This window comes from Luteitalea sp. (assembly GCF_022842525.1).
Lineage (GTDB): Bacteria > Acidobacteriota > Vicinamibacteria > Vicinamibacterales > Vicinamibacteraceae > Luteitalea.
Genome location: NZ_JALHPM010000048.1, coordinates 19,559 through 36,845 on the forward strand (window position 1 = coordinate 19,559; position 17,287 = coordinate 36,845).

The 17,287-nt window shown below is 66.8% G+C and carries 15 protein-coding genes, 1 tRNA gene and 2 pseudogenes; 3 read left to right on the forward strand and 15 right to left on the reverse strand.

The window, feature by feature from the left end:
* Positions 1-12: 12 nt before the first annotated feature.
* Positions 13-89 (forward strand) — tRNA-Arg (locus Q0C41_RS11910).
* A 409-nt stretch (positions 90-498) separates the two neighbouring features.
* Here Q0C41_RS11910 and istB read toward each other — a convergent pair.
* The 7 genes and pseudogenes from istB to Q0C41_RS31400 form a co-directional block, all read right to left on the reverse strand.
* The gene (gene istB / locus Q0C41_RS11915) at positions 499-1,287 is read right to left on the reverse strand and encodes an IS21-like element helper ATPase IstB (RefSeq protein WP_291984001.1); all 789 of its coding nucleotides are present in this window, start codon (positions 1,285-1,287) and stop codon (positions 499-501) included.
* 38 nt (positions 1,288-1,325) lie between these two features.
* Entirely contained in the window at positions 1,326-2,405 is a 1,080-nt protein-coding gene (istA, locus tag Q0C41_RS11920; RefSeq protein ID WP_291984002.1) for an IS21 family transposase, read from the reverse strand.
* Between the two features lie 148 nt (positions 2,406-2,553).
* Positions 2,554-3,753 (reverse strand): annotated as a pseudogene (locus tag Q0C41_RS11925) (IS256 family transposase).
* Between the two features lie 865 nt (positions 3,754-4,618).
* Positions 4,619-5,703 (reverse strand): IS3 family transposase gene (locus Q0C41_RS11930; RefSeq protein ID WP_291984013.1). Its coding sequence is split into 2 segments (ribosomal slippage): positions 4,619-5,472 and positions 5,472-5,703, totalling 1,086 coding nucleotides; the frame shifts between segments, so codons are not numbered across the junction.
* A 167-nt stretch (positions 5,704-5,870) separates the two neighbouring features.
* A pseudogene (locus tag Q0C41_RS11935) lies at positions 5,871-6,032 on the reverse strand (IS3 family transposase); the annotation flags it as partial.
* 171 nt (positions 6,033-6,203) lie between these two features.
* Positions 6,204-6,557, reverse strand: coding sequence for a helix-turn-helix transcriptional regulator (locus Q0C41_RS11940; protein ID WP_291984003.1), 354 nt, complete (start codon positions 6,555-6,557; stop codon positions 6,204-6,206).
* Positions 6,524-7,030 carry a response regulator gene (locus Q0C41_RS31400; protein WP_367079204.1) on the reverse strand — a complete coding sequence of 169 codons (507 nt, stop codon included), beginning with the start codon at positions 7,028-7,030 and terminating at the stop codon, positions 6,524-6,526. Before Q0C41_RS31400 ends, Q0C41_RS11940 begins: the two co-directional genes overlap by 34 nt.
* 128 nt (positions 7,031-7,158) lie before the next feature.
* On the opposite strand from Q0C41_RS31400, the gene Q0C41_RS11945 reads away from it, so the two are divergent.
* The gene (locus tag Q0C41_RS11945) at positions 7,159-8,400 is read left to right on the forward strand and encodes a response regulator (protein ID WP_291984004.1); all 1,242 of its coding nucleotides are present in this window, start codon (positions 7,159-7,161) and stop codon (positions 8,398-8,400) included.
* A 525-nt stretch (positions 8,401-8,925) separates the two neighbouring features.
* On the opposite strand, the gene Q0C41_RS11950 is transcribed toward Q0C41_RS11945, so the two are convergent.
* Together Q0C41_RS11950 and Q0C41_RS11955 are read right to left on the reverse strand one after the other, a co-directional pair.
* Positions 8,926-9,066 carry a hypothetical protein gene (locus Q0C41_RS11950; protein ID WP_291984005.1) on the reverse strand — a complete coding sequence of 47 codons (141 nt, stop codon included), beginning with the start codon at positions 9,064-9,066 and terminating at the stop codon, positions 8,926-8,928.
* 239 nt (positions 9,067-9,305) lie between these two features.
* Positions 9,306-9,977, reverse strand: a complete 672-nt coding sequence (locus Q0C41_RS11955; RefSeq protein WP_291984006.1) for a ThiF family adenylyltransferase — start codon at positions 9,975-9,977, stop codon at positions 9,306-9,308.
* 430 nt (positions 9,978-10,407) lie between these two features.
* On the opposite strand from Q0C41_RS11955, the gene Q0C41_RS11960 reads away from it, so the two are divergent.
* Complete coding sequence (locus tag Q0C41_RS11960) at positions 10,408-10,929, forward strand: hypothetical protein (protein ID WP_291984007.1); 522 nt, start codon at positions 10,408-10,410, stop codon at positions 10,927-10,929.
* Positions 10,930-10,977: 48 nt separating this feature from the next.
* Here the strand turns inward: Q0C41_RS11960 and Q0C41_RS11965 are convergent, their stop codons facing one another.
* From Q0C41_RS11965 to Q0C41_RS11990, 6 genes are all read right to left on the reverse strand, one after another.
* Positions 10,978-11,466 (reverse strand): DUF3617 family protein, encoded by a 489-nt coding sequence (locus Q0C41_RS11965; protein ID WP_367079205.1) that lies wholly within the window; start codon positions 11,464-11,466, stop codon positions 10,978-10,980.
* Between the two features lie 76 nt (positions 11,467-11,542).
* Positions 11,543-13,309: a collagen binding domain-containing protein gene (locus Q0C41_RS11970; protein WP_291984008.1), complete on the reverse strand. Its 1,767-nt coding sequence runs from the start codon at positions 13,307-13,309 to the stop codon at positions 11,543-11,545.
* Positions 13,310-13,451: 142 nt separating this feature from the next.
* Complete coding sequence (locus tag Q0C41_RS11975) at positions 13,452-13,811, reverse strand: hypothetical protein (RefSeq protein ID WP_291984009.1); 360 nt, start codon at positions 13,809-13,811, stop codon at positions 13,452-13,454.
* A 281-nt stretch (positions 13,812-14,092) separates the two neighbouring features.
* Complete coding sequence (locus Q0C41_RS11980; RefSeq protein ID WP_291984010.1) at positions 14,093-15,628, reverse strand: hypothetical protein; 1,536 nt, start codon at positions 15,626-15,628, stop codon at positions 14,093-14,095.
* A gap of 352 nt (positions 15,629-15,980) precedes the next feature.
* Positions 15,981-16,787 (reverse strand): ThiF family adenylyltransferase, encoded by an 807-nt coding sequence (locus tag Q0C41_RS11985; protein ID WP_291984011.1) that lies wholly within the window; start codon positions 16,785-16,787, stop codon positions 15,981-15,983.
* Positions 16,726-17,287 (reverse strand): Mov34/MPN/PAD-1 family protein (locus Q0C41_RS11990; RefSeq protein ID WP_291984012.1); only part of this gene is annotated, 562 nt, incomplete at its 5' end. The genes Q0C41_RS11990 and Q0C41_RS11985, both read right to left, overlap by 62 nt.

Below are 17,287 nucleotides of genomic sequence, written 5' to 3' on the forward strand. Positions count from 1 at the left end.
CCTGCGCGATACGCGCCCGTAGCTCAGCTGGATAGAGCGTCGGCCTCCGGAGCCGAAGGTCGCAGGTTCGAATCCTGCCGGGCGCGCCACAAAGTCCTAACAATTTCGCAGTTTCGCAGCCGCCGCCAAAATGCGGTGTAGACGATTTTGTAGACGACCTCGCTGACGATGTTCGCGTAGCCTCGGCTACTGGGGACGGACCGCAAGCCTCTTGCAGATCATGGCCGCAAGAAACCGGCAAGGCCAACCCCCGCGGTGCTGCTCAGATCGGGATAGGGCGCATGTAGCGCTGACTCTCGGGAAAGTTCGCGACCGATCTGCGGCAGGTAGGAGCGCGGACAGCTCAGAAATCGGTCGCCAACTTGCGCGGGCAATTGCCGAGGCAACAGCACGTATGCGTGCACCGCTGAGCTGAACCGAGTAGTGCTGTCAACGCCGGGCGAAAATCCGACAGTTCCGCCGATTGAAAATCCGACAGATCGACCGAGGGGACGAGCCTCAGGCCGTCGCCACCTCCTGACGCCGGCGGCGGCGGGAGGCAGGCTCTGGGTCCTGCGCAGCGTGCAGCGTCTGCCACAGCTCGGTGTGCTGCCGCATGCGGTAGCTGTTGCCGCGGATTGTGACGAGATGACAGTGGTGCACGAGGCGATCGATGAGCGCCGCGGCCATGACCTCGTCGCCGAAGACGTCGCCCCACTCCTCAAAGCCCTTGTTGGACGTCAGCACCGTCGACGCCCGCTCGTAGCGGCGCGTCATGAGCTCAAAGAAGAGCATCGCGCCGGTGCGGCTGATCGGCAAGTAGCCGATCTCGTCGACGACGAGCAGCGCCGGGTGCGTGAGGATCTTCAGCCGGCTCTGGAGGCGACCGGCCGCTTGGGCCGCCTCGAGTGAGGTGATCAAGTCAGCGAGCGTGCCGTAGTAGACGCGCCGACCGCTTTGCGCTGCCGCGATGGCGAGGCTGATCGCCAAGTGCGTCTTCCCGACGCCCGGCGGGCCGAGGAAGATCACGTTCTCACGGCGCTCGACGAAGCCGAGCTCGTGCAGGCTCTCCATCTGGTCACGGCGCAGCGACGGCTGAAACGTGAAGTCGAAGTCGTGGAGCTGCTTCGCGGCGGGCAGGCGGCTGGAGCGCATCGCGGCCTGCAGCCGCCGGTTATTGCGCAGCTGAATCTGCGCCATGAGCAGCTGCTCGAGGGCGTCCGGCACCGTCAGCGCACCGCCATCGATGTCGCGCAAGATCGCGTCGAGCGCCTCAAGGGCCCCGGGCATGCGCAGGTCGGCGAGCATCTGGCGGAGGCGGTCACGACGGGAGAGGGGCGCCGTCTTCATGCGGCCCCTCCCGCGAGCCGCGCGTAGGCGGCCAGGGAGCGCTTCTCGACGGCGATAACGGGCTGGGACGGCCGCGCGAGCGGCCGCGCCACGGCCGGGGCGTCCAACACGAGCGAGACATACCGACGGGCCGGCAGCGGCTGCAGCACGGCGCGCTCGTCACGCTCGAAGCGCTCGCAGGGGCGCTCCTGCGTGGTGGCGTGCCGGCGCGCATTGGCCACACGTGCGACCCAGTCGGCGCTTTGCTGCGCCAGATCGGCATCATTCAGGAACGTGCGGCCGTAGACGAGATTCTCTCGCACGTACCGGACGGGCCGCTCCACCTTACCCTTGGTCTGCGCACGATACGGCCGGCAGGCGCGCGGTATGAAGCCCCAGTGATGCGCGAAGCGCAGGAACTCGAGATTGTGCACGAGCGTGCCGCCGTGCAGCCGCAGGTCACGCGTGATGACCGCCTTCATCTGATCGAAGAGCAGCTCCCGCGGCACACCGCCGAAGGCCAAGAACGCATCCTCGAGCCCGGTGAGTAGCGTGCGCATGTCCTGGCGCAGGCCGAACCGACACCACAGCAACCGCGAGTAGCCGAGCACGACGAGCAGCGCGTAGCGCGTGCCCCACGGGAACTGGAACTCCGCGAAGTCCACCTGCGCCTGGTGGCCGGCCGGCGTCTCGAAGCGCATCACCGGCGCGGGCGCCGGCGTCGGCCGCACCCGCTGCACTAACGCCTTCAGCTGGGTATAGCCGCCCGTATGCCCCGCGGCGCGAATCTCGTCGAGCAGCCGCACGGCCGACAGCTGCGGATACGCCGCGAGCCGCGCCTCGACGATCGCGGTGTACGCGGCCAGCTTGGTCGCGACCGGTCGTCGCGGCCCGTAGCGCACGGGCTCGCCATCGAGATGCCGATCGATTGCCCCGTCGCGAATCCAGCGATGAATCGTGTCGCGATGGACGCCCAGTGTGCGCGCCAGCGCGTTCTTGCTCGTCCCGTGCTCCAGGTAGTGCTGAGTAGCATCCGCGTCTCCCGTCCGAACATCGCGCCTCCGCTCGTCGCAGAGACGCCCTGGTGATGGAATCACCGGCCGGGAGCTACGCTCTCAGCCGGCAGCCAGACCGTGCTGCCGACTGTCGGATTTTCGCCCGCCACAACTGTCGAATTGATCGTGTCCCGTGACGTGGTGTAGCTGGCGGCAGTGATCGCCGTGCGGTCCGGCAGGGCCGAGTCGATCAGCGTGCCACGGTCGGCAGGCTGACGAGCGGATCATCGCTCAATCGCCCCACGCTTTCCAGCGTCATGTAGCGAGCACGCTGGACGGCCCATTCATCGTTCTGTTCGAGCAGCAGGGCGCCCACGAGCCGGACGATGGCGGCATCGTTGGGAAAGATACCGACGACCTCGGTGCGTCGCTTGATTTCGCCGTTGAGACGCTCGATCGGATTCGTGCTGTGCAGCTTCGCCCGATGCTCCTTGGGGAAGGTTATGTAGGCGAGCACGTCCTCCTCGGCCGCGTCGAGCATCGCGGCGAGTTTGGGCACGCGCGGCCGGATTTGATCGGCGACGGCCCGCCACTGGGCGCTGGCGGCCTTCGGGGTGTACTGGGCGAAGGCGGTGGCGATGAAGGCCGAGACCACCCGGCGGCCGCTCTTGCCCGCATGCGCCAGCACGTTGCGCATGAAGTGGACCCGGCAGCGCTGCCAGGTGGCGCTGAGCACTTTGGTGACCGCGGCCTTCAGGCCCTCGTGCGCAATGGAGATACGAGCTTCACCCCGCGCAGGCCGCGCCGCGTCAGTGTGCGGAGAAACGCCGTCCAGATCGGTTCCGCCTAGGAGGTGCCGACCTCCATGCCCAGCACCTCGCGTCGGCCATCGGCATTGACGCCGACCGCGACGATGACCGCGACCGAGACGATGCGGCCGCCCCGACGGACCTTGAGGTAGGTCGCGTCGATCCAGAGATAGGGCCAGTCGCCTTCGAGGGGCCGGTCGAGGAAGGCCTTCACCTTGCCGTCGATCTCTTCGCACAGCCGTGAGACCTGGCTCTTCGAGATCCCGGACATGCCCATCGCTTTGACGAGCTCGTCGACCGAGCGCGTCGAGATGCCCTGGACGTACGCTTCCTGAATCACCCGCGGTCAGGGCCTTCTCCGCCATGCGGCGCGGCTCCAGAAAGCCGGGAAAGTAGCTGCCCGTCCGGAGCTTGGGGATGCGCAGCTCGACGGTCCCGGCGCGGGTCTCCCAGTCCCGATCCCGGTAGCCGTTGCGCTGGGCGGTCCGCTGCGCGGACTTCTCGCCCCAGGCCGCCCCGGTCGCCGCGCCGACCTCGAGTTCCATCAGCTTCTCGGCGGTAAAGCCGATCATCTCGCGCAGGAGATCCGCGTCCGGGGTCTTCTCCACCAGGGCCTTCAGGTGCATCATGTCGTCGGTCATCGGTGGTCCTTCCAGTCAGGAGTTGGCTTCGACAACCAGACCCTACCGGAAAAGCGCCGATGACCACCGCTTTAGCCAGCTACACCACGTCCTGGGACGTCACCGTCGAATTTATCGCCGCCGCCAACAAGTGCACATCCGGCTTGCGAATGCGCAGTGCGCACGGTCGCTCAACGCACGGAGATCGGCGACTGGATGAAAGACCACCGACAGGCAAACTCGCCGGAGCGCATATCGAGCGCACTTTTTCGTGCGGTGACCAACGACTTACCCCTGCGGCCGGAAATCACCCGCGTCTATAGACGTCGTGGACCTACGTCACGCGCGCCTGTCGTAGCGCGTGGTCGACGCAGGACGGAGGACTCAGCGGTGCGTCCGATAGTAGATGCCGGATCGCATGGACGACTAGTCGCGACTGGTAAGTAAGCGTCCCCCAGCCAACTGGGCCACCCTCACGCTCCTTGAGTGACCTCGCTCACTGATCGGGGACGCGCTGTTGGCTAGACTTTTGCCTTATTTTCGCCCACACTGAAAGCACGAAATATTATCGAAACTGCGTCGTCGGGGCGCAGGCAGCTGGGGTTGTCGTTGGAGCCTAGTGGCGCACCGGCCCTTCGCGGCGCGTACGCGTCGAGACCGAAGGATAGGTCGACGACGCTCGCGATCCAGGAGCTTCATGACCTCATGACGGTCCATGGAATTCGGTATGCCTTCTTCGGCGGCATCGGCACTGCGGCCCATCTCGGCACTACCCACCGAGCATCCCATGATCTTGAGCAGCTCGGCCTGCTTGATTCGCAGCTTCGGAGGACCGAATACCGCCCAAGAGCCGCTGACGTCCACCCCGTTTGAGTAGCACTCGGCTTTAGAGTCCGGCAGCTACTTTCGCCGTCTTCGTCCGTGCCGTCAACTGCTGCGCGTAGGCGGCGGGCGTCAGCCCGCCGAGTCCCTTCTTCGGCCGCTCCTCGTTGTACTCACGCCGCCAGGCCTCGATGACGACCTGCGCGTGCGCCAGGCTGGTGAACCAGTGCTCGTTCAGGCACTCGTCGCGGAAGCGACCGTTGAACGACTCGATGTAGGCGTTCTGCGTCGGCGTGCCCGGCTCGATCAATCGCAACGTGACGCCGCGGTCGTGCGCCCAGGTCAGCATCGTGCGGCCGCAGAACTCCAGGCCGTTGTCCGTACGCAGCACCTGGGGCAGGCCCCGCGTGACGGCGAGCGCATCCAAGACGCGGGTGACGGGCAGGCCGCCCAGCGCCCGCGCCGGCACGACGGCCACCGCCTCCGTGGTCGCGTCGTCGACGATCGTCAGGCACTTCAAGACGCGCCCCTCGGCCGTGCGATCGAAGACGAAGTCCGCCGACCAGACCTCGTTCGGGGCCTGGGGCCGGGCCAGCGGCTGTCGATCGGCCAGCGGCACCTTCTTGCGGCGCCGGCGCCGGACCTGCAGCCGCGCTTCCGCGTAGAGCCGATCGACGCGCTTGTGATTGGCCCGCCGGCCTTCTTGCCGCAGCTTAAGATAGATCATGCCGGCGCCGTAGCGCCGGTGACGCTGCGCCAACGCGACGATGCGATCGCGCAGACCGGGGTCGGGATCCGGCCGCGGCACGTACCGGAACGCCGCCGCGCTCATCCGCACGACCCGCAGGCCGTGCCGCTCTCTGAGCCCGCGCGTCACCATCTCCCGCACCACCTCGCGACGAGCTGGTGCGGTCACCACTTTTTTCGCAACACCTCACGCGTCACCTCGTTCTCCAGGAGGGCGTCCGCGAGCAGCTTCTTCAGCCGACCGTTCTCGATCTCGAGCTCCTTCAGACGCTTCGCGTCCGACACGCTCATGCCGCCGAACTTGCTCCGCCAGAGGTAGTAGCTCGCGTCGGAGAACCCGTGCTTCCGGCAGAGATCCTTCACCGGCACCCCGGCGTCGGCTTCCCGGAGGAATCCCACGATCTGTGCTTCCGTGAACCGCTTCTTCCTCGTCCGACCCTTTCGCTGGGCCGGACTCTAAACCGAAACGCTACTCTGATTCGGGGGGACGTCATCCATACTCAGGCGTTCCCCGGGGCCGTCGGCCGCTGGCGCCGGCCCCCGGTGCAACGTCATGTGCTTGCGGCGCCGCGCACCTGCAGCCCCTCCAGGCGGTACAGGCGTCGCACACGCTTCTTGTTTACGTGCCAGCCCTCTCGTCGGAGCAGCACCCAGATGCGTATGTAGCCGAAGCGTGGACGCGCGTGCGCCAGGTCGCGAATGCGGAGCCGAAGTGGCGCCTGGTCATCGCGCGTCGGCCGGCGATATCAGGCGGTGCGACTGAACTGCGCCAGGTGACAGTTCCGTCAGACGCGCACGCCGAACGTGGCTTGGAACCAAACGCTGCGGACCTTGGACCTTCCCCGAGGTCGGGGCGCTTGGCACGGAGTTCTAGAGTAGGCGTCTCAGATGCGACACCACAGTCACTTGTCGGCGAGAAGCAACGACAGCAACTCGGCGGTCGAATGCACCTCGAGCTTCCTGAAGATCGCCTTGAGATGGTTCTGCACCGTGTGCGCGCTCAAATTGCGACGCTCGGCAATGGCACCGACGCGTGGGAACACCACGAGGTCGCGCATTATCTGCCACTCGCGGGAGGACAGTTCCTCGACTCCCGACGGCAGGCGGTTGCCCCGCTTGGCATGGAGGCGCCTCGTCAGGTCGATCTCTTCGAGAACGTTTCGAATCTGATCGAGCTTGCGAGTCAGGTAAACAGCGTCGCGTGCCGACGCCGGAGTGTCCTTCACCTCTGCCATCCGCTGCATGGCGGCGAGCATGACGGCGGCATGCAGCTGGGCGGCTGTATCGGTTTGACCAAGAAACTGGATGGATCGAGTCGGCTCGCCCGCCTCAGTGTCTGCTCATCAACGGTCTCCGCGGCGAGCACGATGGAAACGCCGTACAGCCCCGACATCCACTCGGCGACATCGATACCGTCGAGTTCGCCGCCCAGCGCGATGTCAACTATCGCGACTGCGAAGGTTGACCGGCGCGCGTGTCGCAGGGCGTCGAGGGCAGTCGGCGAAATGGCTGGGCGGAATCCCTGCGACGTAAGCAGTCGGGCCGTCATTGCGGCGACATCTGGCTCGCTCCCGACCACTAACACCGGCAGTCCCGAGCTGGCCGCGCCTGGAGTGTGCTGACCGAGCGCCCTGTCTTTGACCATCGTTTGTGTCCGTTCGCGAAGCCGCGCCATTATACGCATGGACACGCAGGTGTGCTGAGTGGGAGGCGGTGGCCCAAGCAGCATGGCCCGAGCCGACGCCCTCGACGCGCCATGCCGTTGATTGGTCGCATCGCTGGCTTTCTGCGGTCAGAGCAGGGGAGTTTCCGAGCCGAATACAGTCAAGAAGGGGCACTCGCACGGTGAATACAGCCATGCCTACCGTCCTCATTGCCGACGAAAGCCGCGGCACGCGGCAACTGGTCACGCGGCAGCTGCGAGGACTCGGCTGGCAGACCGTCGAGGCGTCCGACGGCCTTGAAGCCATCGATATTCTGGCTGAGCGCGACGTCGACTTTGTCGTTCTCGATACGTCAATTCCCGAGCTGAGTTGCTGTGAGGTTCTGACGGCACTGCGCCGGTCGCACAAGTACTCGGATCTGGCCGTGGTCGTCATAGGGATTGCCGACGCGGAGGCGGTGAGCAAACTGGTAGCCCTTGGCGTTTCCGCATTCTTTGTGAAGCCCTTCACTAGCGACTTCTTGCGCGAACGGCTGCAGCCCTTTCAGCCTCGCTCGAATGCGCGCGCGAGGCTGACGCCCGCCGGCAATGCGCCCATGGCGCCCGATCGCACCGCGATGGTCGTGGACAGTGACGCGCAGTTTCGCGATTTCGCATCGAAAGTTCTGTCCGGAAGCTTCTCGGTTATCGACGTTCCGTCGGGAGCGGCGGCCGTCCGCGCCTGTGGGCTCCATCGACCCTCGCTTGTGATCTGCGGCACCGATACGGGATTACTTACGCCTGACTTGCTGGCTGACAACTTTCGGCGCCGCCCCGGCCTCTCACGGACCAGGCTGCTGCTGGTGAAGTCGCCCGACGAGACCTTGGCTGGCGACGTCGAGGCGGCTTGCGACGGGGTGATGACGCGCACCTTCGTGATCGATGAGTTCGAACGGCAGCTCGGCCGCGCTTTGGGCCGGTCGCTCGTTGGCGGGTCGCCGGCCCTGGAGGCGCTGCGGCAGGCCGTTGAGTCGGCCACTCAGCAGGCGCTCGGGATGATGGCCGGACGCGATACGCGGGTGGTGAGTCGCGAGCCGTCTGTCATTGACGGCGGGCTCGCCGCGTCCACGATCATGACCCTTACGTCTGAAGGCGTTGCCGTGCGCATGGTGTTGCGCTGCGATGTAGCAGGGGCCAAGACCATCGCAGCCGGGGTCCTCGGGGTGCCCGCGGACGAGCTATCGACCGATGATGGACTGGCGACCCTGGGCGAACTGGCGAACGTAGTTGCAGGGCGAGTGAGGTCGTCGACCGGCGATGGCCAAGCGGTTTCGTTCACGCTGCCGTCGCTCGTGGTGGATGCCATTCCAGGTGCCGCTCCGGAAGTCGGCTTGACGGTTGCGGCCGTCGACGGCAGCTTCCATCTACTTGTAGAAATGGCCATGGCCGCGACCTAAATGAATCGTACCGGAAAGGCTGAGGACAGTCAGCGTGACTCAGGCCACCGCGTCCCGCGCACAGTACCGCGTTTCGAACTCTGCATCCCGCGCGACCCGATCGGGGCCAGCAGTCGTCGCGCGTTGAACCCGTCGAGCGACGAGGATGTCGCAAGCTAAACCCTTCCAGGCTCTGCCATGGCCCTCGTGGAGGATAAACTCCGTTGTAAGCAACGCCAGGACCGGCTCAGCGAGTGCATGACGCACGCGTCGTCGTGGCTGCCCACCGATGGGCGATGCCGGCAGACCAGTCCATCGGCGTAGCGCATTGCCAGGTGCTGCGTGCTGTGTCCGCTACGGTGCGCGAGCCCGTCGAGCGTGACTCATCGAGCTCCAGCCCGCTGATCGCCTGTGGAGCCGATGAGCGGCGGCCAGCGCCGTGATCGTGTCTGAGCGGGCCGAAGCCGCCGTCGGGCGATGCTGGTTCGGAGCTCCCTGACCTCCACGACGCCCTGCCGCGCGATCCGCGGCCAGCCTGCTCCTTGCTCACGAGCGTGACCCCCCGGCCGCGACGCCGCTGCGATCGATGACCTGCTGGATGGCGGCCCCCTCCGCCTCGGTCACCACGTCGTCGAGATCTGCGCGCCGCGAAAGCCGGGTGTTACAGGGCGGCATCAGGGTTGGCATGGCCCAGGCGTCGCGGTCGAGTTCGACTGGCCTTTGTGGCCAGCGCCGCCGACGACGCGCCAGCGCCCCGTCGCGCCAGCCCACTCAGGCTGCCGTCGCAGCTTCCGGCGGACGAACCGCGCCAGCGAGGTTCGCAGGAGGTTAATGGCTTGGCGATGCGCTGGCTTGGTGCGGCTGTGTTCTGGGTTGGCTTTGGAAGATTGCCCGAAGCACTGCCATCCCGTGGTCGGTTACTGGCCTCAATCGCCGCACAGGCGACAGCCCTCGCGTCGGCGAAGGAAAGTGGCGCCGTCCGCTGCCGGGTACGCCATGCTCAGCCGCCGGTAGTTCCAGGAGCGGGGTCGCGCCATAAGGCAGCTGTCGACGGCATAGGTTGCGATGGCGCCGACGGCCTGCAGGATGTCTAACGCCGCCGGCGTGCCGGGGCACGGGTGCCTGGCGTCGTCGGCCGCGTCGGGGTGGAGGCACGCCGGGCACGGCCCGCCTGCCTCCTGCACGAGCGCGAAGCCGTGGTCCGCGTCCGCGCTCACCGCGCAGAACACCGCCGTGACGCCGATCGCCCGGAAGTGCCGGCTGGCCAGAACGCGCGCGGGGTTGTTGTCGACGCCCACGACGGCGACGTCGGCCCGCAGCGGCACGCCAGCGCGCAGGGCGTCCTCGAGCCGCAGCGGCACGGCCGTCAGCGTGGCGGGCGCGGTGCAGACCGCCGCCAGGCGCGCGACCAGCGCATCCGCCTTGTTGTAGCCGACGTCCTCGGCCAGGAAGAACTGGCGGTTGAGGTTGCTGGCCTCGACCTCGTCGTCGTCGCGGACGGTGATGGCTCCGACGCCCTTGCGCGCGAGCGCCGGCGCGACGTGCGAGATCAGGCCGCCCGCCCCGACGAGCAGTTGCTGCGGGCGCTGTTGCTCCAATCGCTCTACTCGGTCCGGAGTGGGCGACTGCCTACTGCGTCCTGTTTCGCTGGTTCGTGGGGCTGAGTCTGGACGCGTTCATCAACATGGACGGCGGCAGGGTCAGCCTTAGGCAGGCAGTAGCCCGGCAAATCGAGTCCTTTGGATCGCAGCGCCGGCTCGAGATGAAGGAGGAGTTTATCGATCGCGCGCAAGAAGGACTTCTACCCCTACATGTACTGCCGACCCTACCTGTCTGGTTGGGCCCGGGCGCGGCGACATCAAGCCCGCCATGGCCGCGCCATCTCGACCGTTGCAGACGGCGTCGAGCGCGCTATCCTGTGGAGGTTCCTGTTTTCGGCCTCTCGCGCTAGACTGGGTTACGACCACGGCTATCTTCCAGTGGCGCGCGTCTAATCCGTCGGGTGCGCTTGAGGTATCGGGAGGAGTTATGAAAACACAGGTCAGAGTCGCGTTTGCTGCGGCGGCGTGTATTTACGGCGTGTCGCCAGTCTGGGCGCAGACGCCGCCGGTGACGGTTACACCGTATGTGGCCTTCGGCACGGATGGCGCCGCGCCGGTCGGAGCGATGATCACACTGCCGATAGCGGGTGGCTTGAGCGTCGAGTCCGAGGTCGCGTACCGTCGGGGCGAGGGCGACATACACGCGATGAGTTCCAGCCTTAGCTTGCTGCAGAACTTGCCAAAGATCGGGCGGGTGACGCCCTACCTTGCCGCCGGCTTGGGCCTCGCACAGTATGGGACGCCCGTGCTTGGGTCCGACGGTGCGCCTTCCGGCACGGCCAAGCGGCTCGGACCCACGGTCAATGTCGGAGGCGGATTCACCGCGCCGGTCACGTCAGCCGTCGGCTTCCGGGTGGACGCACGTTATTTCGACGGGCTGCGGCAAACCGGCGACCAGTTCCGAATTGCGAGTGGCGTCACCTTTGGTCCTGGCCGAAGGGACAAATAGCTCGCCACGACGCGGCGCAGGCCGCCTCTCCCGCGGGCCAGGCCGCGCTCACCGGGCCGGCACGGGCGTCATCGGCATCGACTTGTCACAGTCGCCGAGGCGTGCCCCCTCATACGTTGTAGTCATGGTGACCGGTTCGCCGTCTTTTGTTACCGTCAACTCAACCGTGCCGTCGTAGGTGTCGGCGGTGTAGGTGAATCGGCCCTTTCCGCTCATCGGCGCATCTGCGCCCGGACAGTCGGTCTCCCATGACACCGTCGCCCCCTCAAGGCGCTGTGCAACCACTTTGCACTGCAGGCCCGGCATCTCCGATGGACCGTCGAGCGGGACCAACTTCGCCGGGTCGGCCGCGTCCTCTTTGGTAACGCAGTGGGTGAACTGCATTGGTGGGGGTTGTGCAGTTACTCCGGGCAGCTGCGCGCGCATCGTCGCCCGCCAGTGACCGTCGCGTCGAGCGACCGGTTTGTCTGGCGCAAACGCCCACCAGGCGCCGCTGGCCGCAATCATAGCCACAATCGCAAGCCCAATTGCCTTCATTATGGCCTCACAGTAAGCCGTGTCTGAGCGATGCCGGCTTGCGCCGCCACAGTAAGCGGAGGCTCCACCTGCTGAGTCAGGGCAGACGCGCGCGGAGGTTGATCTGCTTCTCTTCGCCTCGCGTCAGCGCGAACGCAGTAGCATCCCGTCGAATCGTCTCGAGGAACTCTGGCGCCATCCAGTTCGCCTCGTCGATGTCTGGCACCGCTACCGCGAAGTAACGGCCCGGTCGTAGCCCGCGCAAGAGGTAGCGCCCCACGTCATTTGTCCGGGTCAGCTGGAAGGCCCCCTGACCGGAAACCGACCAGCGAGCGGGATCCTCTGGGAACACCGCGACAAACGTGCCCGGGGCGAGCGTACTCCCAATCGCCACGAGGCCGTGCACCTCTGTCGGACGCGACGTGAGCTCGATCTCGACGCCGCTGAGTCCTTCACCAGGCTTGACGACGAAACCGGACTCCGTGATGTCCACGCCACTCGCCCTGACGGCAGACACAAACCATCCGCCTCCAGAGGCGCCCATGGTGATGGCGCGGAGAGTCAGCGCGACCGGGGGCACCTGCAGCGTAAACCGGAAGTCGGTGCCTGCCTCGGCTGGAACTCCGAACTGGCCAAGCACGGCGTCGTCAGGATCAATGGCCTCGGCCAAGACCCTCACAGACGCGGGCTGAGGCCGCCTCCCCACGTCTCCGCCGTCGTCGAATACGATGCGGCCTCGGACCGAGCCAGGAACCAAGGGAGTGAGGCGAACTCCGTCAATGTCGTTGCCGTCAATGGTCACGATGGCGATCGACGTTTCCGGTCGCACCGTCGACCCCGCCGTTGCGCCGCCGGCCGGCGGCGCGACTCGCGCAGACGCGACGAGAGTATAGTCCCCGGGCGCCAGCCCCGTGATGCGAAACTGGCCATCAGGCCTGAGCGCGGCCGATCTAGAGAATCCGTTCTGGGCTCGACCTCGCGGGATGGCGCTGACGCTTCCAGACGCAATGGGTGCGCCCTGCCGGTCGACCGCCATACCTGACACGCGAGCGAGGCGAGTCCCGAGCATTGCCAGATTGATGGACGAGACCGTTTGGCCGGCGGACACGGTCACTGGCGTTGCCTCAGCAAGCTCCGTCGTCCCCGGGAAGAACACGGGCGCCATGCCCGACGGATCTTCTCCAAGGGTTTGTGACGCATTCTCTGTTTCCGGCATACCTGGCGGCACCGACGCGCTCACCACGTACAGGCCGGGCGTCAACGCGAAGACGCGATACTCACCTAGGTCGTTGGTCTGCGCACGTTGTCCGGCCGCCACTAGCCGCCGGCGGCCTTGACGGAACAGTGACTGCAGAACGGTCACGGACGCGTTCGCAAGGGGCTCGCCAAACTCGTCGACGACCCGACCCTCCACAGCGCCACCGCGAAATATGAACAGAGCGACGCTGTCGATCTCCTGGCGGTCCGCGAGTCGAATGCTCTGCGGTGCCATCGACGGCCTGGTCTGGCCGGCAGCCAGGCCCAAGTAGCCTGCCTTGCTAGCCGCGACCGAGTATCGGCCGGGAGGCAGCAAAGTGAAGTCGAATCGGCCCTCAAGATCGGTGGTAATGGCACGTGGTTCGCGCAAGCTGGAAGACGTCAGGCGAACAGTCGCGCGTCGCGCTGGCTGCATGCTGTCTCCGATCATTACCCGTCCGCGAATCCGGCCGGACGGAGACGACTCGTCCGCGCCGGGGCCGCCCCGCGGGGCAGGCGGTCGCGCGCTCTGCGACTCCTCCGGGGCCACCGTTCGATCACCGTGCAAGAAGCGCGCAGCGGCGAACGCGTTGGACGGCCGTGCCGCCAGAAACACGGCGAGAACCACGAGCAGAGCCTGTGAGAAAGACATGGCAAGCCTCAGCGAAGTGAGAGGCGCACGATCCGTGTGCACGTCACGTGCGGACGGCGCCGCAGAGAGAGTGGGAACACCAAGCGTGAGCCCGGTGTTCCCACCTCTCCGACCCGGTCTACTGGTAGACCGTGTACTCCATCTGATAGTTGATGATGTAGCCGAGACCCGAGACGAACTTGTACGAGTAGTACGTCTGCTGGCCCCACCCGGACTGTGGACCGACGAGCACGGACCCGCAGAAATCGTCGTTTCCGAAGTCGTCTTCCATGATGTCGAGGTAGACCTGATTCCAGAAAGTCGTCGTGATACCCGGGTACATGGTAGTGATCGGCGTGCAGTCAGGGCCGGTCCAGATGCGGCTGCCGTTGAGTTTCAGGTACGGTTCGTCCGCGCCGGACGGGTCGTTCTGCGTCCAGCAGGTCAGGGTCGGCACATCCAGGTAGTGCGCGCCCCCGTGATGCGCTTGTGCAGGCACAGCGATGCCGCTAAGCGCAGCAAAGCACACGGCTGCGACAGCACGACGCAGCGATTGTGACGTGAAAGCCTTCATCGGATCCTCCTCATCTGGACTGGTCGTGGGACGACCTAAGTCACGGCCATCATGCCGGTGATAGCCGTCGCCTAGGGAGGGGGCGAGCGAGCGGCACGCTACCACTGTTCATTCGCGGCGTCAATGGGTTCAAGCACATCCGTGCGCAGAAATCATGGATGAGCTTGGCCGCCTATCGCGCCCGCGAGATCTCCGGGCGTGCCCTTCTACTTCGGGTCGACCGACGCCGGCAAGGCCGCTAGGCGTTCTCCCGTCCATCGCAGGCGGCACGTTCTCGGAGGGGTGCGCGGTGTCAGGAGCGGCCGAATGGCCTGCTGAACACCCACGCGGAAGACGAAGACGCCACGCAGGTTGTCTGGTGCGTCGACGATCTCCATCTCACTGCAGGCGTCTTCTGCGGCGGCCCGCTGCGCTTCGGCCAAAAGCGAGTCGCGGAGCGCCGCGCCTGCGCGCCAATGCTGGCGCTCGATGTTCCCGCTTACTGCGAAGGTCACCAGCAGGATCGCAACGCACGCGTGACCCACAGCTCGCGAGGTCGGATGGCACGAGGCACTCGCAGCGGCGGCGACGACGAGCGCATATCCCACTGCTGGCAGATAGAGATACCTGCTACCTTCGAGATTCGGAGCCACGTAGAAGGACAACAACAGAGGGGCCGCCGCTGCGATAATCCACGCCACACCACCCAGATACCCAGCGCCTATAGGCGAGGCGGCTCGATTGCGACGACTGGACGCCACGGCCGCGAGCGAAAGGAGCAACAGTAGCGATGCCACAGCCACGTACGCGGACAGTGGGACGCCGCCATCTGTTCGAATCGGGACGGCGACGCCCGCGAATGGCCGCACGAGGACATCCTTCCATGCGCGTCGCCCAGTTGGCCAGTTCGACAGATGGTCCGTCACCGACGACGAAGCAGCCAGCCGAAGAAACAGATAGCCGACGCAGACTGCGGCAGAGGACCCCAGGGTAACTAGCCCACGCGCTGACCAACGCCTCGTCATGACAACGTTGCTCACGAGTATCAACGCGGGGATCGCGATCGCCGACTCTTTGCATAGCAGGCCCGCGAATGTCAGTGCGGCGACCGCGACGGCTGACGACGGCGACGGCGGGCGGTGGACGCCAACGAGCACCGCGCTCAGAGCGCATGTCGTCGCAAGCACGTCGAACACGCCGGCCGCCCACGCCACCGCTTCGGCCGACGCCGGGAACAACGCATAGACGAGGCCGGCTGTAAGCGCGGCGCGAGTCCCCAACCACGCGGAACCGAGCACAGCGACCAGCGATGCGTTGCAGGCGTGCCCGAGCACGTTCACTGCGTGCAACGTTGCCCAGTCGCCGCCAGCGCTCGTGATGCCCGCCCACAGCGCGAGCGGCAGCGGTCGCATGTAGGGCCATTCAGCCGGTACGAAGTCCCGCGTGCGTGCCCATTGCACCAAGGCGAAGTCGTCCGACAGCGGCCCGAGCGACAGACTCCACCCGAACGCGACTAGCGCGACGACCACCACGGCGACGATCGTCAATCGCGGCACGCGAGGCCTTGCGCATGGGGCTTCGTCGGCAGACATCGCGACGAGCATTAGGATGGAGAGGGCAACTCCGAACGCGAGGCCCGCGGCCTCGAAATTATGTCGTCGAACGTCGAAACCGATCAGGGCGGCGACGGTCAAGCCGGCCAGCCAAACCCACGTCAAGGCGACGACGAGCCGAAGCACTCGCATGCCGGCCCAGCGTACCATGTCGCCATCCGCGTGGGCAGCTGGGGACGGCCATCGCTCAGCGTGGGTGTCGCCATACACCTCTCCGAAGTTGGCCTTGCTGAGCTTCGCGGTCGCTTAGAGGCCAGGGGCCTAGCGGCGATTCGCGGGCTTCGTATCCCGCGCCTGACCTGTCGGCCACCGCGACCTAAGAGCGCCCGTGATGACGTCAAGGTGTTCTCGTTGTGGATGCCACCTTGGGCGAAACGGGATGCCGCCAGATCCGCCGGGGGCGCACTTCATCGTTTCGTATCGCCAGCAGCCCAGATAACTGTCGACATACAGACCGGGCTATTGACCCTGGCGGCGGACGTCAATGGTAGGCCGAAGGCTCTCAGGCTATCTGGTAGTGTTCCAGATCGGCGCCGCAGTTCGGGCAGGCCGGGCGCCGTGGAATCGCGGCAGCGCCGTCCTCTGCCGGCCGGTTCAGACTGAACCGCCTGTAGTTCCACGACGTTGCCCGCGCCATGAGGCAGGCGTCGATTGCGTATGTCGCCAGCGCCCCGATGGCCTGCAGGATGTCGATGACCGCTGGCGTACCCGGACACGGCCGCGTGCCCGCGGATACGTCGGGCATAAGGCAGGCCGGGCACGGCCCGTCGGGGGCCTGCACGAGCACGTACCCGTGGTCGGCGTCCGCGCTCACGGCGCAAAACACCACAGGCGTAGTCGCGGCCCTGAAGAACCGGCTGGCGGCGAGGCGCGCCGCATCATTGTCCACGCCGACGACCGCGACGTCCGCCCGCCCTACCACCAGGCCGCGGGCCGCCGCCTCGAAGGCCGCCGGGACGGCCGTGATCCGGGTCGCCGCCGTGCAGATCGGCAGGAGCCGCCCCGCCAGTGCCTCCGCCTTGTTCCTCCCGACGTCCGCGGCGTGGAAGAACTGCCGGTTGAGGTTGCTGGGCTCGACGTCGTCGTCGTCGATGATGGTCAGCGCGCCCACACCCTTGCGGGCGAGCGCAGGCGCGACGTGGCCGATGAGCCCCCCGGCGCCCACGCACAGGACGTGGGCGGCCGACAGGCGGGCCTGGTCGAAGCCCGGGACGCCGGCGTGCCGCGCCAGCGCCCCGGGGATGCCCTCAGCGCGCCACGTGCGCGGCGCCGAGCCTGTAGACGCCCGGTTCCACCAGCTCCACGCCATCGCCCTGTACCTCCACGCTGACGTCGCCGTCCAGGCGCCAGAACCGGACGTGGCCGTCCCGGGCGAAGATGCCCGAGACGACCGGGTAGCCGCCGCGCTCGAGCCGGCGCTGGTAGGCCTCGTCGGTGCCGGACGGCCGCGTGCTGGCCGCGCCGGCGCCGGGGTGGCTGTGGAAGTGCGCGAGCAGCCGCTGGCCGGCGGCCTCGAGGCGCAGGAGCGCCTCGGGCGTTGAGCGCTCGTCGCCCGTGACGCCCAGCACCGTGCGCCGGGCGTGGGTGAACGTGACCGCCTGGGACGGCACGTGGACGCCGTGGACCGTCGGGCCGGTGACGAAGAACAGCTGCTCCCGCGCGTCCGCGGTGAGCTCGCGGAGGCACTGCCCGAGGAACAGGGCGCTGAACGCGTAGCGCCGCGGCTGCGGGGCGCGCAGGGCGCGGAGGTCCCCGGCGACGTCGACGAGGTCGGCGCAGGCGCGCCTGATCGCGCCGCCGGCCCCGAGG